26 protein-coding genes are annotated in these 22,839 nt (G+C 61.4%); 14 read left to right on the top strand and 12 right to left on the bottom strand.

The window, feature by feature from the left end; genetic code table 11:
* Positions 1–27 precede the first annotated feature (27 nt).
* Complete coding sequence (locus B2G88_RS01440) at positions 28–726, bottom strand: DUF502 domain-containing protein (protein WP_087713774.1); 699 nt, start codon at positions 724–726, stop codon at positions 28–30.
* A gap of 39 nt (positions 727–765) precedes the next feature.
* On the bottom strand, positions 766–1,608 hold the full coding sequence (locus B2G88_RS01435; RefSeq protein WP_054863252.1) for a proline dehydrogenase family protein: 843 nt from the start codon (positions 1,606–1,608) through the stop codon (positions 766–768).
* Positions 1,609–1,766: 158 nt separating this feature from the next.
* Between B2G88_RS01435 and B2G88_RS01430 the strand changes: the two genes are divergently transcribed.
* On the top strand, positions 1,767–2,312 hold the full coding sequence (locus B2G88_RS01430; RefSeq protein ID WP_087713773.1) for a CDP-2,3-bis-(O-geranylgeranyl)-sn-glycerol synthase: 546 nt from the start codon (positions 1,767–1,769) through the stop codon (positions 2,310–2,312).
* A gap of 15 nt (positions 2,313–2,327) precedes the next feature.
* Here B2G88_RS01430 and B2G88_RS01425 read toward each other — a convergent pair whose 3' ends face one another.
* Positions 2,328–3,113: a hypothetical protein gene (locus tag B2G88_RS01425; RefSeq protein ID WP_054863251.1), complete on the bottom strand. Its 786-nt coding sequence runs from the start codon at positions 3,111–3,113 to the stop codon at positions 2,328–2,330.
* A 196-nt stretch (positions 3,114–3,309) separates the two neighbouring features.
* Here B2G88_RS01425 and pyrE point away from each other — a divergent pair, with 196 nt between their 5' ends.
* Positions 3,310–3,843 carry an orotate phosphoribosyltransferase gene (gene pyrE / locus B2G88_RS01420; RefSeq protein WP_054863250.1) on the top strand — a complete coding sequence of 178 codons (534 nt, stop codon included), beginning with the start codon at positions 3,310–3,312 and terminating at the stop codon, positions 3,841–3,843.
* Between the two features lie 66 nt (positions 3,844–3,909).
* Complete coding sequence (gene yqeC, locus B2G88_RS01415) at positions 3,910–4,632, top strand: selenium cofactor biosynthesis protein YqeC (protein ID WP_054863249.1); 723 nt, start codon at positions 3,910–3,912, stop codon at positions 4,630–4,632.
* 94 nt (positions 4,633–4,726) lie between these two features.
* On the opposite strand, the gene B2G88_RS19375 is transcribed toward yqeC, so the two are convergent.
* A complete protein-coding gene (locus B2G88_RS19375; protein ID WP_176393159.1) occupies positions 4,727–4,900 on the bottom strand; it encodes a hypothetical protein in 174 nt (57 codons plus the stop codon).
* On the opposite strand from B2G88_RS19375, the gene thrS reads away from it, so the two are divergent.
* Positions 4,899–6,860, top strand: coding sequence for a threonine--tRNA ligase (thrS, locus tag B2G88_RS01410; protein ID WP_087713772.1), 1,962 nt, complete (start codon positions 4,899–4,901; stop codon positions 6,858–6,860). The two genes, B2G88_RS19375 and thrS, sit on opposite strands and share 2 nt — an antisense overlap.
* A gap of 6 nt (positions 6,861–6,866) precedes the next feature.
* On the opposite strand, the gene B2G88_RS01405 is transcribed toward thrS, so the two are convergent.
* Positions 6,867–7,514 carry a methyltransferase family protein gene (locus B2G88_RS01405; protein WP_087713771.1) on the bottom strand — a complete coding sequence of 216 codons (648 nt, stop codon included), beginning with the start codon at positions 7,512–7,514 and terminating at the stop codon, positions 6,867–6,869.
* 134 nt (positions 7,515–7,648) lie between these two features.
* Between B2G88_RS01405 and B2G88_RS01400 the strand changes: the two genes are divergently transcribed.
* Together B2G88_RS01400 and B2G88_RS01395 are read left to right on the top strand one after the other, a co-directional pair.
* Complete coding sequence (locus B2G88_RS01400) at positions 7,649–8,356, top strand: helix-turn-helix domain-containing protein (RefSeq protein WP_087713770.1); 708 nt, start codon at positions 7,649–7,651, stop codon at positions 8,354–8,356.
* A 48-nt stretch (positions 8,357–8,404) separates the two neighbouring features.
* A complete protein-coding gene (locus tag B2G88_RS01395; protein WP_087713769.1) occupies positions 8,405–9,115 on the top strand; it encodes a phosphoribosyltransferase family protein in 711 nt (236 codons plus the stop codon).
* A 15-nt stretch (positions 9,116–9,130) separates the two neighbouring features.
* Here the strand turns inward: B2G88_RS01395 and B2G88_RS01390 are convergent, their stop codons facing one another.
* The 3 genes from B2G88_RS01390 to B2G88_RS01380 form a co-directional block, all read right to left on the bottom strand.
* Positions 9,131–9,553 (bottom strand): arsenate-mycothiol transferase ArsC, encoded by a 423-nt coding sequence (locus B2G88_RS01390; RefSeq protein WP_054863248.1) that lies wholly within the window; start codon positions 9,551–9,553, stop codon positions 9,131–9,133.
* Between the two features lie 86 nt (positions 9,554–9,639).
* Positions 9,640–10,074, bottom strand: coding sequence for a universal stress protein (locus B2G88_RS01385; protein ID WP_054863247.1), 435 nt, complete (start codon positions 10,072–10,074; stop codon positions 9,640–9,642).
* Between the two features lie 92 nt (positions 10,075–10,166).
* On the bottom strand, positions 10,167–10,757 hold the full coding sequence (locus B2G88_RS01380; protein WP_087713768.1) for a 50S ribosomal protein L15e: 591 nt from the start codon (positions 10,755–10,757) through the stop codon (positions 10,167–10,169).
* Between the two features lie 227 nt (positions 10,758–10,984).
* Here B2G88_RS01380 and B2G88_RS01375 point away from each other — a divergent pair, with 227 nt between their 5' ends.
* Positions 10,985–13,012 carry a beta-galactosidase gene (locus B2G88_RS01375; RefSeq protein ID WP_087713767.1) on the top strand — a complete coding sequence of 676 codons (2,028 nt, stop codon included), beginning with the start codon at positions 10,985–10,987 and terminating at the stop codon, positions 13,010–13,012.
* Positions 13,013–13,056: 44 nt separating this feature from the next.
* Here the strand turns inward: B2G88_RS01375 and B2G88_RS01370 are convergent, their stop codons facing one another.
* From B2G88_RS01370 to B2G88_RS01360, 3 genes are all read right to left on the bottom strand, one after another.
* On the bottom strand, positions 13,057–13,311 hold the full coding sequence (locus B2G88_RS01370) for a Sec-independent protein translocase subunit TatA/TatB (RefSeq protein WP_176393158.1): 255 nt from the start codon (positions 13,309–13,311) through the stop codon (positions 13,057–13,059).
* A gap of 291 nt (positions 13,312–13,602) precedes the next feature.
* Positions 13,603–14,514 carry a serine/threonine-protein kinase RIO2 gene (locus B2G88_RS01365; protein ID WP_054863245.1) on the bottom strand — a complete coding sequence of 304 codons (912 nt, stop codon included), beginning with the start codon at positions 14,512–14,514 and terminating at the stop codon, positions 13,603–13,605.
* 290 nt (positions 14,515–14,804) lie between these two features.
* Positions 14,805–15,584, bottom strand: coding sequence for a sugar phosphate isomerase/epimerase family protein (locus tag B2G88_RS01360; RefSeq protein ID WP_087713765.1), 780 nt, complete (start codon positions 15,582–15,584; stop codon positions 14,805–14,807).
* A gap of 96 nt (positions 15,585–15,680) precedes the next feature.
* On the opposite strand from B2G88_RS01360, the gene B2G88_RS01355 reads away from it, so the two are divergent.
* The gene (locus B2G88_RS01355; protein WP_087713764.1) at positions 15,681–16,739 is read left to right on the top strand and encodes an NAD-dependent epimerase/dehydratase family protein; all 1,059 of its coding nucleotides are present in this window, start codon (positions 15,681–15,683) and stop codon (positions 16,737–16,739) included.
* A 17-nt stretch (positions 16,740–16,756) separates the two neighbouring features.
* Here the strand turns inward: B2G88_RS01355 and B2G88_RS01350 are convergent, their stop codons facing one another.
* Positions 16,757–17,569, bottom strand: a complete 813-nt coding sequence (locus tag B2G88_RS01350) for an alpha/beta fold hydrolase (RefSeq protein WP_054863244.1) — start codon at positions 17,567–17,569, stop codon at positions 16,757–16,759.
* A 202-nt stretch (positions 17,570–17,771) separates the two neighbouring features.
* On the opposite strand from B2G88_RS01350, the gene B2G88_RS01345 reads away from it, so the two are divergent.
* From B2G88_RS01345 to B2G88_RS01320, 6 genes are all read left to right on the top strand, one after another.
* Positions 17,772–18,458, top strand: coding sequence for a helix-turn-helix domain-containing protein (locus B2G88_RS01345; protein WP_054863243.1), 687 nt, complete (start codon positions 17,772–17,774; stop codon positions 18,456–18,458).
* 112 nt (positions 18,459–18,570) lie between these two features.
* On the top strand, positions 18,571–19,431 hold the full coding sequence (locus B2G88_RS01340) for a lipoate--protein ligase family protein (RefSeq protein ID WP_087713763.1): 861 nt from the start codon (positions 18,571–18,573) through the stop codon (positions 19,429–19,431).
* Positions 19,432–19,505: 74 nt separating this feature from the next.
* The gene (locus B2G88_RS01335) at positions 19,506–20,441 is read left to right on the top strand and encodes a M48 family metallopeptidase (RefSeq protein ID WP_054863242.1); all 936 of its coding nucleotides are present in this window, start codon (positions 19,506–19,508) and stop codon (positions 20,439–20,441) included.
* Positions 20,442–20,506: 65 nt separating this feature from the next.
* Complete coding sequence (locus B2G88_RS01330) at positions 20,507–21,379, top strand: deoxyribonuclease IV (RefSeq protein ID WP_087714272.1); 873 nt, start codon at positions 20,507–20,509, stop codon at positions 21,377–21,379.
* A gap of 237 nt (positions 21,380–21,616) precedes the next feature.
* Positions 21,617–21,988, top strand: a complete 372-nt coding sequence (locus tag B2G88_RS01325) for a hypothetical protein (RefSeq protein ID WP_054863241.1) — start codon at positions 21,617–21,619, stop codon at positions 21,986–21,988.
* Between the two features lie 39 nt (positions 21,989–22,027).
* On the top strand, positions 22,028–22,837 hold the full coding sequence (locus tag B2G88_RS01320) for a class I SAM-dependent methyltransferase (RefSeq protein ID WP_087713762.1): 810 nt from the start codon (positions 22,028–22,030) through the stop codon (positions 22,835–22,837).
* The last annotated feature ends 2 nt before the right edge of the window (positions 22,838–22,839 follow it).

The following is a 22,839-nucleotide window of genomic DNA, read 5'->3' as shown; positions in this document are numbered from 1 at the left end:
CTCGAGAGTAAAGACCGACAGACCGTCTCAGTCGTCGTCTGCGGCGTCTGTGTTCTTGTTCCCGCCGGCTCTCGCCTCGTCGATCACGTCAATCGACACGCCGGCATCCATTCCCCTGTTGCGGTCCGAGTCGCCGAATCCGGCGCTCAGGACTCGCGTGAGGGCGTCTTCGACGTCCTCGTCAATTTCCTGAATGCGGTCGGATTTGACCTCGATGACGAACCCGGTGGTAATGTTCGGCGACGTTGGCAGGAACAAGACCTCTCGGCCGTCCTCAGTCACTTTCCCGGTCTTAAACGCCGTCATCCGAAGTCCCTCCCAAACCTCGAGTTTGACGGGTTTTTGGAGGGATTCCTGCTCGCCGAAGGCGGTTTCGGCAGCCATCTTCGAGGCGTTGTAGACGACGCGCATTACGGGGACACGATTCGCAATGTTGTCGACAAGCCGTTCGACGAGTCCGCCGACGGTCGTTCGCATGAGATAGCCGACAGAGAGGGTCAGTATCGTCAGGACGGTCAGTGCGACGATGACACGGAGGAACTGTGCGAGTTCTTCGGCCTGCTCTTGGCCGCCCGGAACGAACGGCTCGACGGCTTGCCACTCGAGAATCAGTCCCGGCGTGATCCCGGCGATAATCCCGTAGATCCAGTAGATGACGTAGAGGGTAATGAGGATCGGGCCGAGGACGATCAGCCCACTCGCGAAATCCCGCTTCCACGAAGCCATGTACGCAGACTCACACTACGGGATAATGAGCCCTTCCCTTTAGCGTCCGAGCACTGCCCGAAGGGCAAATCTGAGATTCTCCTTGCGCTCCATCACGCGCCGAGAGAAGTACGAGAGCCAGCGGCCGCCGTAGGGAACGTACTGATAGACATCGTACTCGGCGGCGAGGTCGTACTGGCGCTGCTCGCGAACGCCCATCAACAGCTGGAACTCGACGTCGGTCCCATACTCGTCGTGGAGGGCAATTGCGCGCTCGAGCATCCGGTCGTCGTGACTTCCGACGGCAATCGTCGGCCCGTCGTGAAAGTGCTCGAAGGCGTACTCGAGCAAGGCCTCGTACTCGCGGTTGACTCGCTCGGAGTCAGTATATGCAATCGCTGCTGGCTCGTCGTAGGCTCCCTTGACGAACCGAATCTTTCCGGGGACGTCGGCCAGTCGCTCGAGATCCGTCCGCGTTCGCTTGAGATTCGCCTGTACACAGACGCCGACACCGCCGTCGTACTCGTGAGCGAGTGCTTCGAATGCATCCAGCGTCGCATCGGTCGTCGTGTGATCTTCCATATCGATCCAGACGAAGACGTCGTGCTCGGCTGCGGCATCGACGACGCCCTCGAGTTCCTCGCGAAAGACGTCTTCGCCAAGGTCGAGACCTAGTTGCGAGGGTTTCACGGAGAGACAGGCATCGAGATTCGAGCGGGAAATGTCGCCAGCCAACGCCCGATACTCCGCTGCATCGGAGCGCACTGGTGGTCGCTCGCCGTAGTGTTCACCAAGGAGGTTGATGATTGCGCCGACGTTTCGTCCGTTGAGCCGGCTGACGTGCTCGAGGACTTCGGCGGCCGACTCCCCCGCGACGAACCGGTCAGCGATTGGCGGGATCATACTGGTACTAGTATCTACCCCCTGTAAGGTGTTTGGTGTGAGTGACTGTGCGTGCGAACAACCAGTCTCGAGGAAACCAACGACACGGTGAGGCGAGCGCACTCACGCGCCGCGAGAAACCACCGCCGGTTAAGACACGCCAGTTCGTCCGCCAGTATATGACACTACTCGAGACCATCGTGATCGCGTTCTGGGCGATGTTGCCGGCGTACGTGCCGAACAACGCCGCCGTGCTGGCCGGCGGTGGCCGGCCAATCGATGGCGGGCGAACCTGGGATGGAAAACGGGTCCTCGGCGACGGGAAAACGTGGCGCGGGACGGCTGCGGGTATCACTGCGGGGCTCGCACTCGCGGGCATTTTGACGCTGTTCGCTGGCGACGTGAGCAGCGCACTCGGCTTCGAGGTGCCGGAGTTTGCCCCGCTTGCGGCGCTCGGACTCGCTGCCGGTGCAATGCTTGGGGACATTCTCGCGTCGTTTCTCAAACGCCGCAGCGGCCGTGAACGCGGCGCGATGTTCCCCGGACTCGACCAGCTCGACTTCGTCGTCGTCTCCTTGCCCCTGACCGCGCTGCTTGCAACCGACTGGTTCCGCACGGTCTTCACGTGGGAGGTCATCCTCGTCGTCGTCGTGGTCACGCCAATCCTGCACGTCACGACGAACATGATCGCGTACAAACTCGGCCTGAAGAACGAGCCCTGGTAAGCTGTCCGAAGCGATTTAGTCTTCTGAAACGTCTTCGAGCCACTCCGGCTGAACGTTCTCAGCAGTTTCTATCACGTCGTACTCGAGCGTCGTCGTCCACGATTCGCCGCGCTCGAGGACGTACTCACCCCACGTCGAGGCATCGACGCGCTCGAGTGTGATGTTCGAGTACTGCAGTTGTCCGGCCTCGTCGACGTGCACCTCGCCGTCGGTGTCAGTGACGTACTGCGTCTCGTAGGTGGACTCGCCAGTTTCGATTTCGGTCCACCCCGTCTCTGGCTCGTAGACAGCGAGCGCTGTCCCGCTATCGGTCGTTTCGGCCGTTTGCTCGAATGCAGTCATCTCGAGTTGGGAGTAAATGAGGCGGTCGGGGTAGACGGCGGTCGCTGGTCCATCAGAAACAGCACCGTCCGCCGTGGTGATCGCGCTGTGTTCGTCCTCAGACGTTCGAAGCACCTCGTCGTCGGTCTCCGCGAGCCACTCCTCGAGTCGGTCGGCCGACTCGGCGGTCGCCTTCGTGTATCGCTCACCATCTCCGCTCCAGTAGTGGTCGTACGTGATATCCTCGAACGCGAGCGTCTCACGCTGTTCGCCAGTGTCGCTATCCACGGTCGATTCGAGCGAGACAAACAGGTCGTCGTCGACGAGGACCGTCTCCGAAACAGTGTATGATCCCTCGAGTTCAGTCGGATCAGCAGGTTCGGCCGCTCGAGCGTCGGTTGGCGAGTACACGGCGAGGACGCCGGTCGTCACAATCCCGGCGCAGATGACGACAGCAAGGAGGGCGGACCGTCGGTTCATACACAATCAAGAATCATTGCTATAAAAAACATACCGATCAGCTGCCACGTGTGCCGAGGGTCGCGTTCAGATCCGGCCTAAGCCGGTCGACGGCATCAAAGCCCGCCTCGAGTGCGACTGGTTCCGCGAGCATGCACCGCGTCTGTCCGACCCGTTTCCACACCGCTTATTTTGTCGGGGCACGCGCGTTCGAGCAATGACGAACCAGGCACTCATCGACGCGCTCCGCGAGGCTGATGCCGTCCGATTCGGCGAGTTCGAACTCTCCCACGGCGGCACCAGCGAGTACTACGTCGACAAGTACCTCTTCGAAACCGATCCCACCTGTCTCGAGGCCATCGCTGAGGCCTTCGCCGAGCGACTCGATTCGGACGACAAGCTCGGCGGCGTCGCACTGGGCGGCGTCCCACTCGCCGCTGCAACCAGCGTCGCGGCTGGCGTTCCCTACGTCATCGCCCGCAAGCAGCGCAAGGAGTACGGAACGGCCAACCTGATCGAGGGCCGACTCGAGGAGGGCGAAGAGGTCGTCGTCGTCGAAGATATCGTCACCACGGGAACCAGTCTGGTCGAGGCCGTCGAGGCGCTTCGCGACGCGGGTGCGACCGTCAACCGCGCACTGGTCGTTGTCGACCGCGAGGAAGGCGGCCGCGAGAACGTCGAAGACGCCGACCTCGAGATGGAGTCGCTCGTGACCGCGAGCGAACTGTTGGCCGACGCGGACCGCGCGTAACCGAACTCGAGTCGCTGTCTCTCACACCGGCGACGCACTCAAGCCACTCGCGCTGGTGGCTCGCGTATGGACCTCCCCAGCGCACTCGAGGCCGAGGGAAACACCGTCTGCGTCGTCGGCGCTGGCGGCAAGAAATCGACGCTGTATGCGCTCGCTGGGCACCTCGAGCGGGCAGTCGTCACCGCCACGGTTCGGATTCCGCCCTTTGACGACCAGGTCGCCGAGGTTCGGGTGACTGCGAATCCAAGCCAAATACTCGAGAATGCGACTGACTGGCCGCTCGGACTCGTTGCTGACCGCGACGGCGAGCGGTGTCACGGCTACGAGCCAGAACAGATCGATGCACTCGCGAGCGTCGCATCCGACACCACCATTCTCGTCAAGGCCGACGGCGCACGCACGCGCTGGTTCAAGGCACCGGGCGAACACGAGCCACAACTGCCCACCACTACGGACGTGGTCGTTCCAATCGCCAGCGCGAAAATCGTCGGCGAGACCCTGACCGACGAACACGTTCACCGTCCGGAGCGCGTCGCCGCGATCACGGGCCTCGAGCGCGGGGATCGAATTGCTGTCACCGATGTCGCGACCGTCCTCACGAGCGACCGTGGTGGGTGCAAGGACGTGCCCGACGGCGCAACGGTAATCCCACTGCTGAACATGGTTGACACGCCGGCACTCGAGTCGACCGCACGCGATCTTGCTGCCGAGATTCATGCGCTTCGTAACGTTCCACACGTCGCTCTCACCAGGCTACTCGAGGATGAGCCAGTTATCGGCGTCGTCTGAGTGTGTGTCTACAGGTGAAAAGAAGGTGAAAACGGGCCGTTGTCCCCACCATGCGCCGTCGCACACCATCACAATGTTTTTATCCCGCTCGAGACTACGCGTAGCTACGATGGTAGGTGTCCGTTTTACAGGGGCGTTTGCCCGCTTCTAACTCACATTCACGCCCGTCGCTCGCGCCGGTTCGAACTGCGCGGGCAACGTTGACGGACGCCACGCCGAACGTCGTCTTGACGTTCTTCCAGTAATCGTACCACACAGCTACAGCCATGTCAGACTCAGACTCAGACGCGAACGCAGGGGAACAACTCACGGTCGTCCTCCCAGACGGCTCGGAACTCGCCGTCGACGACGGCGCGACGGTCGAAGACTGCGCCTACGAAATCGGCCCGGGACTCGGCAGCGACACCGTCGCCGGGAAACTCGACGGCGACCTCGTCGCCAAAGAAGCACCCGCCTACGACGGTGCCGAACTCGAGATCATCACCGAAGGCAGCGACGAATCGCTGCGCGTCATGCGCCACTCGGCCTCGCACTGTCTCGCACAGGCCGTCGAGCGCCTCTACGACGAGGAAACGGTCAAACTCGCCATCGGCCCGCCAACCGACGAGGGCTTTTACTACGACTTCGACAACCTCGACATCGACGAGTCCGATCTCCGCGACCTCGAGGCCGAAATCGAGGAAATCATCGCCGCAGACTACGAGATCGAACGGGAAGACGTCTCCATCGAGGAGGCCGAAGAACGCCTCGCAGACGAACCGTACAAACTCGAACTCCTCGAGGAACTCGCCGACGACGGCCAGCAGGTCACCTTCTACAAACAGGGCGAGTGGGAAGACCTCTGTGCCGGCCCGCACGTCGAGTCGACGGGCGAAATCGGCGTCGTCAAACTGCTCGAGATCGCTGGCGCGTACTGGCGCGGCGACGAGGAAAACGAAATGCAGACGCGCATCTACGGCACCGCGTTCGAAGACGAGAGCGACCTCGAGGACTTCATAGAGCGCAAGGAAGAAGCCGAGAAACGAGATCACCGAAAGATCGGGTCCGAGATGAACCTGTTCTCGATTCAGGACGTGACCGGCCCCGGACTGCCGCTGTATCACCCGCCCGGAAAGACGGTCCTGAAAGAACTCGAGGACTTCGTCGAGGACCTCAATCAGGACGCCGGCTACGACTACGTCGAGACGCCCCACGTCTTCAAGACGGATCTGTGGCACCGCTCGGGCCACTACGAGAACTACGCCGACGACATGTTCATCTTTGACGTCGGCGACGACGAATTTGGCCTGAAGCCGATGAACTGTCCGGGACACGCAGCCATCTTCCAGGACCAATCCTGGTCGTACCGTGACCTCCCCATCCGCTACGCGGAGAACGGCAAAGTGTATCGGAAAGAACAGCGCGGCGAGTTGTCGGGACTCTCGAGAGTCTGGGCCTTTACCATCGACGACGGCCACCTGTTTATCCGCCCCGACCAGATCGAACAGGAAGTCGAAGAGATCATGGACATGATCACGGACGTCCTCGAGACGTTCGACTTAGAGTACGAGATGGCACTCGCTACGCGCCCCGAGAAGTCCGTCGGGAGCGACGACATCTGGGAGCACGCAGAGGAGCAACTCGAGAACGTCCTCGAAAAGCGCAACCTCGAGTACGAGGTCGAGGAGGGCGACGGCGCGTTCTACGGGCCGAAAATCGACTTCGCGTTCGAGGACGCTATCGGTCGCGCCTGGGACGGTCCGACGGTCCAACTGGACTTCAACATGCCCGACCGCTTTGACCTCTCCTACGTCGGCGAGGACAACGAGGAACACGAACCCGTCATGATCCACCGCGCGCTCTATGGCAGCTACGAACGGTTCTTCATGATGCTCATCGAGCACTACGAGGGCCGATTCCCGCTCTGGCTCGCACCAGAACAGGTCCGCGTCCTCCCAATTTCGGACGCGAACCTCGGCTACGCCCACCGCGTCGCAAACGAGTTCGACGACTTCCGTGCCGAGGTCGACGGTCGCGACTCCACGCTCGAGCGAAAGATCCGCGCGGCCCACGACGACCGCGTCCCCTACCAGATCATCGTCGGCGACAACGAAGAAGAGGCTGGCAACATCTCGGTTCGAGACCGCTTCGAGGACCAGGAGTACGACGTCGAGATTGCGGCGTTCCGCAGCCATCTCGAGGGCGAGGTCGACGAGCAGCGGACGGAGCCGGACTTCCTGCAGGACTGAACGCGATCAGCTACCGTCGCTGACCGCCGTCTCTTCTGATCGGTTCCCGACGAGTGCACGAATCGTCTGTACCCCGACGAACCGCGGCACACGCTCCGCATAGCGTTCGTACGCGTTGCCGTACTGCTCTCGCAGCCACGGTTCCTCGGCAAAGGGAAGCGCGAGCCACCACACGAAGTAGATCGCACAGATGATCGTCACCAACAGCGAGTTCGTGAGAAGTGCAAACCCAACCGTTGCAGCGATGTAGCCGACGTACTGAGGATTTCTCGAGTAGCGATACCAGCCGCCGGTTCGTAACTCGCCAGAGAGGCCTTTCGTCTCCTCGACGCCGAGGTCGTACCCGGCAGCGATAGCGACGGCAAACCCACCGACGAATAAACTCACTCCTGCGAGAAGAGATGGTATCCGCGGGAGACCGAGCGTGTTCCAGGTGAGATATGCAAGGACAGGCAAGAGTACGTTGAGCGCCTGTGAGATCGTCCAATGTGTGTAAAACTGCCACCCTCGTTCGCCGGGCGGCCAGTAGTTGGCCAAGCCGAGAGCACTCGCAACAATACCCGCGAGGTTCAACGTGACCAGTCCGACGCCGAGGACGAATACGAACGTCGTCAGCGAGTCCGCCCTGACAGTCGTGAAGACGGCATCGATCATCCGTCTCGTACTCCCTCCGCGGTCGCACCCAGTGTTTGGACCATACACGACGCTCGAGTCGCAATCCGCTGGAATCTTCTCACGGACACGCTAGGTGATTTATATACCCTCGAGACCTCACTTGAGTCAACGGGATGAAATACTGCACCGTTCGACTCTCTCAGCCCGACTGGATGCTCCACCCGATGCAGCGGTTCATCCGCGAGGAAAGCGTCGTTCGGTACGAGGAACTGCAGGCGTGGGCCATTGCCACTGGCGACGCTCTCGAGTACGAACTATTCTACGTCGAAGCCGCCCGCGAGCCGTACGAGGACGCGCTCGCTGCTGTCGATTCGGTTCGTTGGTACGATCTGACCCCAATCGACGACGATTCGTTCTACGTCTACATCTGCCAAGAGACCCGCGGCGAGGACGTTCGCTGGCGTGAGGCCTTCGCGGCGCTAAATCTCGTCGTTATCCCGCCCATCGTCTACGACCCCACCGCGGCGTTCTACATGACGGTCGTCGGCAGCGGCGACAATCTGCAAGCGATGCTCGAGGGCCTGCCGGACGAAATCGACGTCACGGTCCGTGCTATCGGTGACTACGACCGCCGCCACGCGCCGCTCGTCGGCGATCTCACTGATCGCCAACTCGAGGCCGTCGAGGTGGCAGTTGACGTTGGCTACTTCGACGTGCCTCGCGAGGCTGGCGTCCGCGATGTTGCCGACGAACTGGGCTGTGCGCCGAGTACGGCCGCGACGCTGCTTCAGAAGGCCCAGGCGCGGGTAATGAGACGCCTCACTGAACGGTACGGCCGGACAGCAGGGGACGTAAGCCCACATGTTCGTGCGCTTTTGTAAGCGTACACGGATCGAAATCCACATAGTTGCAGAATCGTGCATACCTGTATGAACAGAGCCGAGAAAGCAGCCCTGCAGTTGCGAGCGGTCGACGTGTTGCGGATGCTCAAAGAGACGCGAACGTACGACGAACTCGCCGAGACGACTGGGCTTCCTGCCGGCGATTTGAACCGGTACGTCAACGGCCACGTCCTCCCCGGCACCGAACGCGCACGCGAGGTTGTCGAAGAACTCGGTCGGGACGCGCTCGCGGCGGAACTCGACGAACGCATCCGCGTCGACCACGAGGGCTACGTCGATAACAGCGCGGCCGTCTTCGATCAGCCCTTCCTCGACCTCGTCGCGCCGGTCGTCGCGAACGGATTCGAGTTCGACCGCCCCGATGTCGTCCTCACCGCTGCGACCGACGGCATCACCCTCGCAGCCTCGCTTGCGAGTTACTACGGCACTCGCTGTGCCTACGCGAAAAAACAAAAAGAAACCGCCGTCGAGGAGTTCATCGAAGCCCGCCAGCGCCTCCAGTCCGGAATCGAACTTACCTACTATCTGCCTGCCTCCGCAATCGAACCCGGCGAAACCGTCCTCGTCGTCGACGATCTCATCCGCTCGGGCGAAACACAGGAACTCCTCCTCGATATTATCGACACCGCCGACGCAGAGGTCGCTGGCGTCTTCGCCCTCATTGCTGCCGGCGATGACGGCACTGACCGCGCTCGCGAGCGAACCGACGCACCAATTGGTGCGCTCACAACGGTCTAGGCGCTCACGGTTGGATTATGCACTCTCGGCTTCGAGTTCGTCGAATAAGTCCGCGACGCGAGCGCGGACATCCTCCCGAATCGAGTGGGCCGTCTCGAGGTCTTCCCCGTGTGGATCGGGGAGGTCCCAGTCTCGAACGTCAGTATCTGCCTCGAGATCAAGCGTCGAACAGCCCATCGTCGCGACGTAGTCACAGCTCTCGAGTTCTGCCTCGGAGACCGCCTGTGGCGTTCGATTCGAGAGGTCGATGTCATCCTCGCCCATGGCCTCGATCACGACATCGTGAACAGCCTCGGCTGGGTGTGTGCCACCGGAGATGATCTCGATGTGGTCCTCGAGGTCGCGCTCGGTGCGTTCTCGCTCGGCGTAGGCGGTCGCCATCTGGCTGCGACCGGCATTTTGTACGCAGATGAGCGCGATTCGGGTGTCGGGAGCCATACGCGGAGAGAGGGACGACCGCTACCTAATCGTTCGTATGTGAGCTACTGTGAGAACAATAGGCATGGAACGGAGGGGTCGAGTGCTTAGCGAACAATCGTCACCGGCACCGGCGAGCGTCGAGCAACCGTTTCGGCAACGCTGCCGAGCAAGATGCGGCTGGCACCCGTTCGCCCGTGGCTGCCGATGATAATGTGATCCACATCTGTCTCGTCGGCGTAATCGACAATCGACCGGGAGACACTGCCGACGACGTGATCGGTCTGGATCTCGTGGCCAAACTCGGCTGCCTGGTCTTTCGCCTGCTCGAGGAGATTCTCGGACTGGTTTTCCTGCTGTTTCTGGATCTGATCGTAGTTTGCCATCGAGCCGCCTTCGATGCCCGTGGCAGCGTAGAAATCGCCCGGGTCAAGGATATTGAGTGCCGTGATATCGGCATCTGGGTACTCGGTGCAGGCGAACTCGAGGGCCTGGGTTGCGTGCTCTGAGTCGTCGACTGGAACGAGGATGTGAGATGTCATAGCTGTCCCTACGAGCGTCTCGGGCTTAAAGTCCAGCCACAGTTAGCACTGGTCGGGAATCAGTTAGTCGATAAAAATCGATTCGGGCGACGTTACTTCGCGCGGCCCTGCCCGCCGTTGTTGGACGGGCGGACCTTCTCTGCGCCTTTGCCACGGTTGTTGAGACCGCGGTTGGCCTTGCCAGCGTTGGTCAGGCCACGGAACGCACGGTTCGTGTGTGCGCTGTCGCAGATCCAGTTGAGGTCGTCGTCGTTCTCGATTGCTGGGTGTTCGGGATCAACGAGGATCACTTCGAACCACTTCTGCGAGCCGTCTTCACCGACCCAGTAGCTGTTGAGTACGCGCAGGTTTGGATACTTGCGCGAGACGCGCTCTTCGCCGATGCGCTGGATGTTCTTACGCCGCCCGATGCGGTTGACACCCTGGCGCTTGGAGCGCCGACCTGCTTTATGTCGCTGCTTTCGGGCGGTCCCTTTACGGACCGAGACGCGGGTCACGATGATGCCCTGTTTGGCCTTGTAGCCGAGTTCACGGGCCTTATCGAGTCGCGTTGGGCGCTCGATGCGTTCGATTGCACCTTCTTTGCGCCAGTCCTGTTTTCGCTGCCACTGCAGTTCCCCAAGCTTACCGTCGCCGGGGTCCTTCCATGCCTCCTTGATGTGGGAGTAGAAGCTTCGTGCCATATGTATCACCGCGGGCTTTCCTGGTTCAATCCCGATACGCGAGATCACATCCCGACCTGTGGGCGTCGCACCGAACAGGTGCCCGCTGGCGCCCGCAACCCAGCGAGTTGGTCAATGGTAGCCAGCGTTCCCGTATAAGCGCTTCGAACCGCGAGACGAGGATACAGGCGTGTTGACGGGTGGCACGAAAAAACAACACTTAGGTGAGTACCAATTCACAACCGCGTATGAACCTCGGCGTCTGTTACTTTCCGGAACACTGGCCGCGCGAGCGCTGGGAAACCGATATCGAAGCGATGGCCGAAGCTGGCCTCGAGTACGTCCGCATGGCGGAGTTCTCGTGGGCCGCCATCGAACCCGAACGCGGCGAGTTCGACTTCGAGTGGCTCGACGAGGTCGTCGACCTAATCGGCGAGTACGACATGCAGGCAGTCCTCTGTACGCCGACTGCGACCCCGCCGAAATGGCTCGTCGACGAACACCCAGAAATTCGACAGGAAACGTTCGACGGCACCACCCTCGAGTTCGGCAGTCGCCGTCACTACTGTTTCAACTCAGATGCGTTCCGCGAGGAGACCGACCGAATCATCAGCGAGATGGCCGGCCGCTACGCCGACAATCCCGCCGTCGCGGGCTGGCAAACCGACAACGAGTTCGGCTGTCACGAGACCGTTCGGTGTTACTGTGACGACTGCGAAGCGGCCTTTCGGGAGTGGGTCGCCGAGAAGTACAACTCCATCGAAGACCTCAACGAATCGTGGGGCAATCGCTTCTGGAGCCAGCAGTACAACGCCTTCGACGAGATTGACGCACCGGGTCCGACACCGGACGGCCACCATCCCGCACGCCTCCTCGAGTACGCCCGCTTTTCGAGCGATTCGGTCGTCGACTACAACGCATTCCAGGCCGACCTACTCCGCGAGATCGACGCCGACTGGTTCGTCACCCACAACTTCATGGGTCACTTCTCGGACCTGAACGCATTCGACGTCAGCGACGACCTCGAGATGGTCGCGTGGGACTCCTATCCGACCGGCTTCGTCCAGGAGATGTCCCCCGAGGAGCCAACGGTCGACGAACTGCGCGCCGGCAACCCCGACCAACTCGGGCTGAATCACGACCTCTATCGCAGCGCGCGTGATCGCCCGTTCTGGGTCATGGAACAACAGCCCGGCGACATCAACTGGCCCGCACAGGGCACCCAGCCAGCCGACGGCGCGATGCGACTCTGGGCCCACCACGCGAGCGCCCACGGCGCAGACGGCATCGTCTACTTCCGCTGGCAACGCTGTCTCGAGGGCCAAGAGCAGTACCACGCGGGCCTGCGCAAACAGGACGGCTCGCCGGATCGCGGCTATCACGACGCCACGCAGGCTGCAGACGAACTCGCTGCAATCGGCGGCGAGGACGGCGTCGACCACGTCGACGCACCCGTTGCCCTCCTGTTCGACTACGACAGTTGCTGGGCGCTCGAGGAGCAACCCCACGCACCCGATTTCGACTACTGGCAACTGCTCGAGTCGTTCCACGGCGCGCTTCGGGCACGCGGCGTGCAGGTCGATGTCGTTCCACCGACTAACGACCTCGAGGGATACGACGCCGTCGTCGCACCCGCGCTCCATCTCGTCACCGATGAAATCACAACCCGCCTCGAGGAGTACGTCGAAGCCGGCGGCGAACTCCTTCTCGGCCCGCGAACCGGCGTGAAAGACGCATACAACAAACTTCGACCCGCGCTCCAGCCCGGCCCGCTGACCGATCTCGTCGGCGCGACCGTCGAGCAACACGACACGCTCCCCGAACGGATCGAGACCGTTGTCAGTCCCGTCGACGGCGACGACAGCTACGGCTTCCGCACCTGGGCCGAATGGCTCGAGGCCGACGACGCCGACCCCCTCTTCACCTACGAGATGGATGGCATCGAGGACGGCCATACGGCGGCCGTTCGAAACAGCGTCGGCGACGGAACCGTCGTCTACTGCGGCGTCTGGCCCGACGCTGATCTGGCTGACGAACTCGTTCGCCCGCTGCTCGCCCGTGCGGACGTCGACTACACCGAGCGACTCCCCGACGGCCTTCGTATCAACCACCGCGACGGGCGAACGTGGGTCACGAACTTCACGAGCGATGCCTACCGACTCGAGACTGGCGACGATACCGACTGGCTCGTCGGTGATTCGACCATCGATGCGTTCGACGTCGCCGTTGCAGACGACGACCTCAGCGATGAGTTCGGAGTCGAACCTCTCGAGTAACTGCTCGTCGATAGAATCGTTCGCAGAACCACGCGACAACGTCGTTACGAATTCGTTTCAGTGTCGACCGCAGCGCCGGCGTCTGGGTTCACGTCGGCGCTCAGATCAGTGTCCGGTCGAATCTCCTCGAGTTCCTGTTCGACCTTCGCCTGCCCTTTCTTGAATTCGCCAGTCGACTCGCCGATAGATCGAGCGAGTTTCGGAATCTTCTGTGCACCAAATATCAAAATGGCGATCCCAACGATCAGCAAGATCTCAGGCCCGCCAGGAGCCACGAACAGCGGTGTAGTCGATAGCACATCTCGAACACCCAGGCCCACACTTGTAATCTTTTAGGTGGTGGTACGATCCGCGGAATCAGAACCGGGCAACAATGCGTTCTCGTCCGGTTTGGCTCGAACATGGCTCCTTACGCGCCCTTTTGTCCCCTGCCGACTCGAGACTCAGTATCCAAATTCTGTATATCATAATACCGTGTATGTGATCGGAAGCGGTCGAACTGTGCGACTCACCATACCAGCCGAAATACACCGAGAAAAGACGTATACTCGGAGTGAGACACACGGAGCGACTACGAGACGTGCAGTCGCTTACTCGAGGATTGCCATCACCGACTCGAACGATCCTCGCTCAATCGCAGCCGCAACCGGCTCGGCCTCGAGATCGTCCGGGATGTGCTGGGGGTACTTGCGTCGGAAGTAGCCGATAGCATTGGTCAGATCACGCCGGAGGAACTCCGTTGCGTTCTCGTGATCCGTCGGAATCGCCTGAGGCCAGTCGAAAATCGTCACTCCGCCCTCATCGACGAAGACGTTGTACTCGCTCATGTCCGCGTGGACGTAGCCATGATCGTACGCGCGCGCGATCTCCGAGAGTAGGAGATCGAGGACGCCAATTACTTGCTCGTCCTCGAGTTTTGTCTGCGAGAGTTCGACCCCCTCCATCTTCTCCATGACGATGGCGTGGCGGTTCTGGCCGATGGGCTGGGGAACCGACACATCGGGATACAGCGACTCGAGGATGTCGTACTCGCGCTCGGCGGCCTTGCGCGCGGTGTACATCCAGGAGACGTGGTCGCGGTCGGACGTGTAATCGCGTTCCTTGTGGACTTCCCGGAAGTTGGTATAGCCCTCACGGTGGTACTTCAGCGCGTGGGGTTTGTACGAGCGCACTTCGTAGACGTCGCTTTCCTTGCCGACGCCGAGTGGCGAGCCAAATTCCGAAATCGTATCCTGCTCGACGAGCGCCCGCAAGGCGAGTGTATCGTAGCCCTCGAACTGCAGGGTGTAGCCCTCGTACTGAATCGTTTTCTTCTCGATCAACCCGCGTTTCAAACATCGCTCGAGGCGGTAGTCGACCTCCTCGTCGGTGAGGCTGGCGAACTCCGAGAGTTTCTCCCGCTGGACCCACTCGGAGAAGCGCATCCCCTGTTCGACACCGGAGAGGAGATAGAAGTCCTCGTCCTCGAGCTCCGGGAGTACCCCGGCGACATTCCGCACCATAGAGTGCGATAGCCGGCGAGTACGTAAAAACGTCGTGACGAACGCCCGCCAGCGCACGATGGCTCGTTCCTCGAGACCAAACGCTGAGTCTGAGATCAGTGGTGTGCCAACCGCACCACTAGCTCCTCTGTGCCCCGTTATCGTTCGATAGCGTGATCGAGCGATGGGGGTTGGTAAACCCCATAGAGCAATACGAAATCTTCCCGTGAGTGAAACCGCGGCGCTACTCGAGCGAGCGCACGACGCGATCCGCGATGGAGATAGAAATGTAGCGGTCGCCGATTCCGAGTTTAGCGGCTGTCCGAACCGGCATCGGCAGTTTCGAGTGCCTCACGAACGTTTCGCTCACCCGCCTGGAGCGCCTCGAGTCGTCGGTCCTCGGGGAGTTCGTACTCGATAATCAGCGGCGTATCCGGGTCGGCGTGGTCGCCAAGGAGAGAGACGATCCGCTCGAGGTCGAGCACTCCCGATCCGGGTACGTCCTCGAGTTCCGCCTCGGAGGTGTCCTTGAGGTGGGTGGCGACGATTCGGTCGCCGACAGCGGGGATCACATCCGCCGGATCGACCGACTCGACAAGGAAGTGCCCAGTGTCGATGCAGACGCCGAGTCGCGGATGGTCGTACGCCTCGAGCACCTCGCGGACGTCGTCAATGGACGAAAACACCCTCGAGAGGTCGTCGTGGTGCACCGACGAGTAGTTATGAATCGCAACGTCGATCTCGAACGTCTCGGCAAGGGCGAGCAGTTCCTCGGTAATCTCGTCCCGATCCGGCGGATAGTTGACCGTGATGTAGTCGGCGTCGAGCCAGTCTGCGAACGCGATATACTCGCGGGCGTCCTCGGGAGTTTCGAGGTCGACGACGCCGTAGCCACAGACGTCGATGGCCGCTTCCTCGAGCAGCTGTTGGATCTCGAGTCGCTCGTCCGGATCGTCGGTCGGCGGCAGATGCCGGTCCCAGAGTTCGAGCGTCTCGAGGTCGGTATCGGCTGTCTCGAGTGAGTCGAGAACGTCCTCAAGTGTTCCCTCACCGAAGACGATGCTCTGGAGCCCACAGTTGAACGATGTCATAGGTGCACTCGCGCGGACCGGTCCAAAAGCGTTCGGGAGGCGGAACAAACGGGGTGGGGTACCCGGGTTTATGCCCGGTCAGTGTAACCGATAGCTATGCGCGTTTTACTTATCGGCGGCACCGGTGTCATCAGCACCGGCATCACCCGCCAACTGGTCGACGACGGCTACGAGGTCGTCTGTCTCACTCGCGGCGAAACCGACGCCGACGTTCCCGACAGCGTCGAGTTCGTCACCGGCGACCGCAACGACCGTGATGCGCTCGAGCGAGTCGCCAGCAAGGTCGACCCCGACTGCGTCATCGATATGGTCTGTTTCACGCCCGAGCAGGCGCGCGAGGCGGTCGATGTCTTCGGCGGCGAGATACAGCAGTACATCTTCTGCTCGACGGTCGACGTGTATCACCGCCCGCTCGAGTCCAATCCGGCGACCGAAGACGCCCCACGAGAATCAGACGTCGACGCCGAGCCGGTCAGCGACTACAGCGCGAACAAAGCCGCCGCGGAAGACGTCTTTCTCGAGGCTCACGACGGAGCCGAATCAGTCCACGGGACAGACTCCGAAGGCGCGTTCGCGGTGACGATTATCCGCCCGTGGAGCACCTACGGCGAGGGCGGCGCGGTCTTTCACACGTTCGGCAGCGACACCTACTACCTCGACCGAATTCGAGAGGGGGAGCCGATCATCGTCCACGGCGACGGCTCCTCGCTGTGGGGGCCGTGTCACCGTGACGACGTTGCGACGGCGTTCGTCGGTGCCGTCGGCAACGAAACCGCCTACGGCGAAGCCTATCACGCCACGAGCGAGCAGACTATCACCTGGAATCAGTACTATCGCCGCGTCGCGGCCGCGATGGACGCGCCCGAACCCGAGTTCGTCCACATTCCGACCGAGCAACTCCGCGAAGCCGCGCCCGAGCGCACCGACATGCTCGAGGCACACTTCCAGTACAGTACGGTCTTCGACAACACGAAGGCGAAACGCGACCTCGGCTTCGAGTACACCATCGAGTTCGAGGATGGGATTCGACGAACGATTGACGCGCTCGAGGACCGCGAGGGCCTCGAGTCGTGGGACAGCGCGAACGATGACGCGATTATCGAGGCGTGGGACAAGGCGAGCGGGACGTTTCTCGAGCGTATCAGTTCAGAATGAACCCGTCTTTGGAGTGATCAGTCGCGAGAACGTGGCGAATGTGCGCGGAGGAACGTCTCGATTTCGCTCGAGAGTACGTCTGGTGCTTCGGCGGGGCCGGCGTGACTAACACTGTCGAATTCGACGAGGCGACTCTGTGAGAGTGCAACGTGGGTATCACGGGCGCTCTTTCGAAGAAAATCGGGTCCGTTAGTCCCGGTCAGTGTGAGCACAGGTGCGGTGACGTCGAGACTGGGTGGGAGCTGGTACCGTTCGACAGCGCGATTCATTCGGAGAACTTCGTCAGCAAGGTCGATGCAGTCCGGCCACACCGGCCAATCTGACAGCCACGCATCGAGGTCGTCAATACCACCGGGGTGAAGAACCAATTCAATGTATTGTTTTATCGCCTCACCCGGTTTCCCTGCCTCAATACGTGTCTGCATCTGATCCGCAAGGTTGGCTGTTTCTCGATACTCCGCAGGCAGGATCGCCGGTTCGTACGCAACGACTGCCGTAACCGGTACTTTTGTTGCAGCCTCAATCGCGGTGAGTGCCCCATAGGAATGCCCGAACAAGATTGGATCACGGTCGATATCCTCGACGAGCGTTTGCACATACTTTACTTCGCGATTCAACACGTCATCAGCGGTCAGCTCGGCTAGACTCTCGGGACAGGTTCCAAATCCGGGTCGCTGCGGAATGATCGTCGTATACCCATCTAGGTATGGGACGATTGGCGTCCAGTATTCCTTTGGAGCCATCCCACCGTGTAGGAGAATCAACGGCGGGCCATCGCCGTCACAGTCGTATGTTACTTCAATGCCTGTTTCGGACTGTATCGTTTGCATACAACCACTGTTCGAGAGAAATCAGCGTAAGCAGTTCTCTCAGTCAGACGGGCATTTAAATAGAGAATGAAATACAAATCGTGCAGTCTATCGCGGATTGGTGCTAAAACAAACTCGCAACAAGTCACTATATTCGACGGGATTTCAGTCAGTCATCAGATAGTTTCGATGCGTACATTGTCGCTGAGAAAGACGTGACTACATGGGACTTCTCGCGCAATTCGATATCTACTGCGATGCACTTCCGCTCGTTGGGGTTGCAAGAGAGCTACCAGATGCAACTGTTCTGTTCGAGTTCCAATTCAATCACGGCAATCCACCACTGTTCATAATCACCGTCACAGACGGTACACGGACAGCAATTGAAGCAGCGCTAACGGCGGCCGTTGATATCGACGAATGGATGCTGATTGGCGAGGCTGGCTCTACACGACGATATCAAGCGACCCCAGCCCTCACCTTCGAGGAACAGCTCGGGGACCACATCGACAATCCTGCTGGACTCAAATCGCTTGCCGCTGTCGAGGCCGTTATTGAGCGAATCGAAGTGACCAAGGAGGGATGGCGACAGTCGGGCTGGTTTGCGAATCGGGACGCGTTCACCGAGTTTTCATTGTTTTGGCAACAAAACGGTGGCTTCCGGTTGCACCGTCTTACTCAAAACGGTGCGTCTGAACCACCTGGCGATGGCCTCTCAGATCGACAACGCGAGGCGCTGAGAATTGCGTACGAGAACGGGTTTTTCCAGATTCCACGTCGGACCTCTTTAAAAGAGGTTGCAGCAGAGTTAGACATCTCTGCATCCTCCGTATCGGAGCGACTTCGTCGTGCCCAAACACAGTTGATCGAGGAAACGGTCGCAACAACATGGCCGTCGCTTCCTGAGTAACAGACGACACTTTGCGACACATCGTCCGCTACTGCGATCATGTATCGCAATCATCTAACCGCGTCTCGAGTAAACCCTCAACGCTAATCCGCTCGAGTGTGAGTACGTACATATGACCGACGCAGCCAGCGGCTCCCTCGCGGACCGCGACTGGCGACTCATCCGCGACGATGCCCGCGACGGCGCGACCCAGATGGCCCTCGAGGAGGTCGCCGCCGAGACGGCCATCACAGACGGAATCAGAACGGTCCGAACGTTTTCGTGGGAGCCAAGCACCCTCTCGCTTGGCTACCGCCAAGACGCCGAGACGGTCGACTGGGGCTTTTGCGAGCGCGAGGGCATCGGCGTCACCCGCAGACAGACCGGCGGTGGCGGGATCTATCACGACCGCTTTGCGGACATTTCCTACACGATTGTCGCGCCCGCAGACGAGGTCCCGGGGGACCTGATGGACTGTTACGACCTGTTCTGCGAGCCGATTCTCGAGGCGTTCGACCGACTCGGCGTCGACGCCGACTTCGCGGCGAGCGAGCAGGACGCGATTTACCAGCCCGCCTGCTATCTGCGGGACATTCATCCGGCACACGATATCGTCGCACCGGCAGGGGCTGCAGACACAGCCCGTCCGAAGAAGATCAGCGGCAACGCCCAGTACCGCCAGCGCGATGTCGTCATTCAGCACGGTTCTCTGAGTTTCGATCTCGAGCCCACACGCCACGTCGGAACCTTCGCGACAGACATCGCGGACGCGACGTTTACTGATCGTGTGACGAGTATCCGCGAGCAAGTCGGCGAAATCGACCGCGAGACGGCACTCGAGACGCTCGGCGATGCGCTCGGTGACTGGTGCGACGCCGACGACGGTACGTGGCGAGCCGAGGAACTCGAGGCTGCCCGCGACCTCGCCGACCGAAAGTACGGCTCGGATGCGTGGATCAAGAATCGGGAGGCCCTCGAGGCGAGCGAGCAGTAGCCGTCTGGAAGCCACGCCGTGCCCACGGGTGCAGAAAACGGACCGCTTTTCTTTCGACGGCAAGACCACACGATATGCGACTGACCGGCTCGATTGGGATCGGCGTCCGAGCCCTCCTCGCAGCCGGCATCACCGGTGTCACGCTGCTCGCGAGCGCGTACGTCACCATCGTCTTCGCCGCGGCGACCATCATGTTCGTCGCGATGCAACTCGGCCCGTTCGAGTTCACCGAGACCGGCTTCCTGTGGACGCTCGTCATCGCCGCGATTCCGGTCCTGCCCTGTTTTGCCGTCGTCATCTCCCACGCCATCCGACTGGAGCGCCTCGAACTGCTCGAGGGGACTGTCCCCGCGTCGGAAATCGACGCCGATGCGATACGAGCGCTCGAGGCTGCGACGACACGACTGGCGACGCAGTTTGACATCACCGAACCGGAGATTCGGGTCCGGTCGGATGCGACACCGATGGCATACACGACCACCCAGCCGACCGACCCGGTGATTGCGGTCCGCCGCCGTGGCTCGCCCGTCATCGTCGTCTCGAGGGGGCTCGTACAGACGCTCTCGAGCGACGAACTCGAGGCCGTGCTGGCCCACGAGTGTGCGCATCTGGCGAACGACGACCTCCAGTTTACGTCGTGGCTGCTCGTGCCGCTGTTCGCCGCGGAGTTTCTGTCCGACGAGGACGATCCGTGGCGACTCGATCCGCTCGGCTGGGCGCTCACATCTGTTGCGCTCGTCGGCCTCGGTGTCTTCTCCCGTGAGCGGGAACTCGCCGCGGACCGTGGGGCCGCCGAAGCGACTGGCAACCCTGGCGCGCTCGCGTCGGCCCTCGAGCGTCTCGCAGATCGGCGATATCGCCCCTCGACGGATTTTCGTCACGCCCGGTCGACGAACGCGATCACCGTCATGCCGACGCTCGGCGAGGAGGGCGATCTGGGTGGGCTTCGGTCGACACACCCGCCGCTCGAGGGGCGACTCGAGGCGCTGCGGTCGTTGGCCGCTGAGTAGTCCAGCGGTGCTTCGGCGGGTCCGACATACCTATCACGAACCGGTACTGACGAGGATTCATGACCATGCAGGTCGGCGCACACGTTTCGATCTCCGGCTCGCGCGTCTCCTCCGACGACGAAACACCGCCGTACGACGACGTTCGCAACGCGGTCCACCGCCAGCTCGCGTTCGGTGGCAACTGCGGACAGATTTTCACCACCTCGCCGCAGGTCTGGGCCCAACCCGAAATCAGCGACGAGGCAGCCGACGGCTTTCAGGACGAAACCGACGAACTGCTCGAGGGGCCGTGGGTGATCCATTCTTCGTACCTCGTGAACCTCTGTACGCCCAAAGAAGACCTCCGGCGCAAATCAACGGAGAGCATGCAGGCGGAACTCGACGCGGCCGAGCAGTTGGGCGTTCCGTACGTCAACGTCCACCTCGGGGCCCACACCGGCGCGGGCGTCGAGGGCGGCCTCGACAACGCCGCGGGCGTCATCGACGACCTCGAGGTCCCAGAGGATGTCCAGATTCTCATCGAATCCGACGCCGGCAGCGGGACGAAACTTGGCGGCGAGTTCGAACACCTCGCGGGCATCATCGACCGCACCGAGACAGATATCGGCATCTGCATCGACACCGCCCACACGCTGGTCGCCGGCAACGACCTCACGACCCCTGAAGCCGTCGACGAAACCGTGTCCCGGTTCGACGACGAGGTCGGCCTCGAGCACCTCGAGTACATCCACCTGAACGATTCGAAACACGACGTGGGCACGCACAAGGACGAACACGCCCTCATCGGCGAGGGCTACATCGGCGAAGACGGCATGAAGGCGATTGTGAACCATCCCGAACTGCGGGACCTGCCGTTCGCACTCGAGACGCCGACGGAAGACGGCAAAGGGTTCGCGTGGAATATTGAGAAGGTGAGAGAGTTACGTGACTCGGAGTGAGCGAAGCGAATGAGAGTCACGAGATTGCGAACGGGGAGGAACGACCCGTGAGCTGCGAGATTCGAACGAGTGAGAATCTCGAGATAACGAGCGGCGTAAGCCGCGAGTTGCGCGACTCGAGCGAATGAGCCGGGGCGACGGAGCCTCGAGAGCGGCGCAGCCACAGTAAACGAAGCAAGCCTCGAGATTCGGCACCCGTACCAATGCACTAACTAGCAGGCAGTGAGAAGGTCAGGTATGTCATCGTTCGAGCGGACACCCGGACTCGGAATCGTCCTCGGAGCCGTTCTCGTCGTTATCGGAATCGCCGCCTACGTGCTCTCGGATTTCGCGAGCGTCACGGCGCTCATCCCGACGATTTTCGGCGTCGTCATCGCCGCGTTGGGACTCGTCGGTCGCGAAACTGATCGCCAGCAGATCGCAGGCTACGGCATTGGAATCCTCGCACTGCTCGGCGTACTCGGCTCCGCACGCGGTGTGTCGGACGTGATCGCACTGGTGACCGGCGGCAGCGTCGACTCGAGCGTCGCCGCCGTTGCACAGGGTTCGATGATCGTCATCGGAGTGGTGTTGCTCGGCGCTGTGGCTCGCGATATCCTCGCGGACTGAGATCGACCCGTTTTTACTCGAGTCGGACAACTCCCGCCTGTGCGCGAGTTCTCAGAAGCCTACCTCGAGCGGACCCGCCAGGGGATGTGGGACGATTCCCGCGAGGCCCTTTCCCCCCTGGAACTTGCCTCCCGCGAGCGTGTCCTCGACGTCGGCTGTGGCACGGGCGAGTTGAGTCGTGTGCTCGCCGACGAGTCGCCCGGCGAGGTGGTCGGCTGTGACGTCGATCCCGCACTGCTCGCGTTCGCCCGTGAACACGTCCCCGTCGTCGCGGGAAACGCCCTCGAGTTGCCGTTTCCCAATGACGCGTTCGATCTGGTCGTCTGTCAGGCACTGTTAATCAACCTGCCCGATCCAGCGGCCGCAGTGACCGAGTTTGCCCGCGTCTCATCGGACCTCGTCGCCGCCGTCGAACCCGACAACGGCGCCGTCGAAATCGACTCGAGCGTCGCCGCCGAAAACGACCTCGAGCAGCGTGCACGGCGCGCCTATTTAGACGGCGTCGACACTGACGTTTCCCTCGGTGCAGATGCCCGTGAGACGTTCGAAGCGGCCGGACTCGAGGTGCTCGAGACGCGCCGATACGACCACGTTCGGACGGTCGAACCGCCCTACGGCGAGGCGGCGCTGACCGCAGCGCGCCGGAAGGCAACGGGTGCGGGGTTAGCCGACGACCGAGAGACAATGCTCGAGGGGGCACTTACTGCGGGCGAGTTCGACGACCTGCGCGGCGAGTGGCGCGAGATGGGCCGAGACGTCATCGAACAGATGGGCACGGAGTCGTATCGCCGAACCGAGCGCGTTCCGTTTTTCGTCACAGTCGGACACGCCACATCCGCCGACCGGTAGTC

This window comes from Natronolimnobius baerhuensis, from assembly GCF_002177135.1.
Taxonomy (GTDB): Archaea; Halobacteriota; Halobacteria; order Halobacteriales; family Natrialbaceae; genus Natronolimnobius; species Natronolimnobius baerhuensis.
The sequence above is the reverse complement of the archived record's forward strand: the minus strand, read 5'-3'. Positions and strand labels throughout refer to the sequence as shown.

Bases quoted from the DNA above. Each gene is read 5' to 3' on its own strand.
- B2G88_RS01440 (WP_087713774.1), bottom strand. From the start codon at position 726: ATGGCTTCGTGGAAGCGGGATTTCGCGAGTGGGCTGATCGTCCTCGGC.
- B2G88_RS01435 (WP_054863252.1), bottom strand. From the start codon at position 1,608: ATGATCCCGCCAATCGCTGACCGGTTCGTCGCGGGGGAGTCGGCCGCC.
- B2G88_RS01430 (WP_087713773.1), top strand. From the start codon at position 1,767: ATGACACTACTCGAGACCATCGTGATCGCGTTCTGGGCGATGTTGCCG.
- B2G88_RS01425 (WP_054863251.1), bottom strand. From the start codon at position 3,113: ATGAACCGACGGTCCGCCCTCCTTGCTGTCGTCATCTGCGCCGGGATT.
- pyrE (WP_054863250.1), top strand. From the start codon at position 3,310: ATGACGAACCAGGCACTCATCGACGCGCTCCGCGAGGCTGATGCCGTC.
- yqeC (WP_054863249.1), top strand. From the start codon at position 3,910: ATGGACCTCCCCAGCGCACTCGAGGCCGAGGGAAACACCGTCTGCGTC.
- thrS (WP_087713772.1), top strand. From the start codon at position 4,899: ATGTCAGACTCAGACTCAGACGCGAACGCAGGGGAACAACTCACGGTC.
- B2G88_RS19375 (WP_176393159.1), bottom strand. From the start codon at position 4,900: ATGGCTGTAGCTGTGTGGTACGATTACTGGAAGAACGTCAAGACGACG.
- B2G88_RS01405 (WP_087713771.1), bottom strand. From the start codon at position 7,514: ATGATCGATGCCGTCTTCACGACTGTCAGGGCGGACTCGCTGACGACG.
- B2G88_RS01400 (WP_087713770.1), top strand. From the start codon at position 7,649: ATGAAATACTGCACCGTTCGACTCTCTCAGCCCGACTGGATGCTCCAC.
- B2G88_RS01395 (WP_087713769.1), top strand. From the start codon at position 8,405: ATGAACAGAGCCGAGAAAGCAGCCCTGCAGTTGCGAGCGGTCGACGTG.
- B2G88_RS01390 (WP_054863248.1), bottom strand. From the start codon at position 9,553: ATGGCTCCCGACACCCGAATCGCGCTCATCTGCGTACAAAATGCCGGT.
- B2G88_RS01385 (WP_054863247.1), bottom strand. From the start codon at position 10,074: ATGACATCTCACATCCTCGTTCCAGTCGACGACTCAGAGCACGCAACC.
- B2G88_RS01380 (WP_087713768.1), bottom strand. From the start codon at position 10,757: ATGGCACGAAGCTTCTACTCCCACATCAAGGAGGCATGGAAGGACCCC.
- B2G88_RS01375 (WP_087713767.1), top strand. From the start codon at position 10,985: ATGAACCTCGGCGTCTGTTACTTTCCGGAACACTGGCCGCGCGAGCGC.
- B2G88_RS01365 (WP_054863245.1), bottom strand. From the start codon at position 14,514: ATGGTGCGGAATGTCGCCGGGGTACTCCCGGAGCTCGAGGACGAGGAC.
- B2G88_RS01360 (WP_087713765.1), bottom strand. From the start codon at position 15,584: ATGACATCGTTCAACTGTGGGCTCCAGAGCATCGTCTTCGGTGAGGGA.
- B2G88_RS01355 (WP_087713764.1), top strand. From the start codon at position 15,681: ATGCGCGTTTTACTTATCGGCGGCACCGGTGTCATCAGCACCGGCATC.
- B2G88_RS01350 (WP_054863244.1), bottom strand. From the start codon at position 17,569: ATGCAAACGATACAGTCCGAAACAGGCATTGAAGTAACATACGACTGT.
- B2G88_RS01345 (WP_054863243.1), top strand. From the start codon at position 17,772: ATGGGACTTCTCGCGCAATTCGATATCTACTGCGATGCACTTCCGCTC.
- B2G88_RS01340 (WP_087713763.1), top strand. From the start codon at position 18,571: ATGACCGACGCAGCCAGCGGCTCCCTCGCGGACCGCGACTGGCGACTC.
- B2G88_RS01335 (WP_054863242.1), top strand. From the start codon at position 19,506: ATGCGACTGACCGGCTCGATTGGGATCGGCGTCCGAGCCCTCCTCGCA.
- B2G88_RS01330 (WP_087714272.1), top strand. From the start codon at position 20,507: ATGCAGGTCGGCGCACACGTTTCGATCTCCGGCTCGCGCGTCTCCTCC.
- B2G88_RS01325 (WP_054863241.1), top strand. From the start codon at position 21,617: ATGTCATCGTTCGAGCGGACACCCGGACTCGGAATCGTCCTCGGAGCC.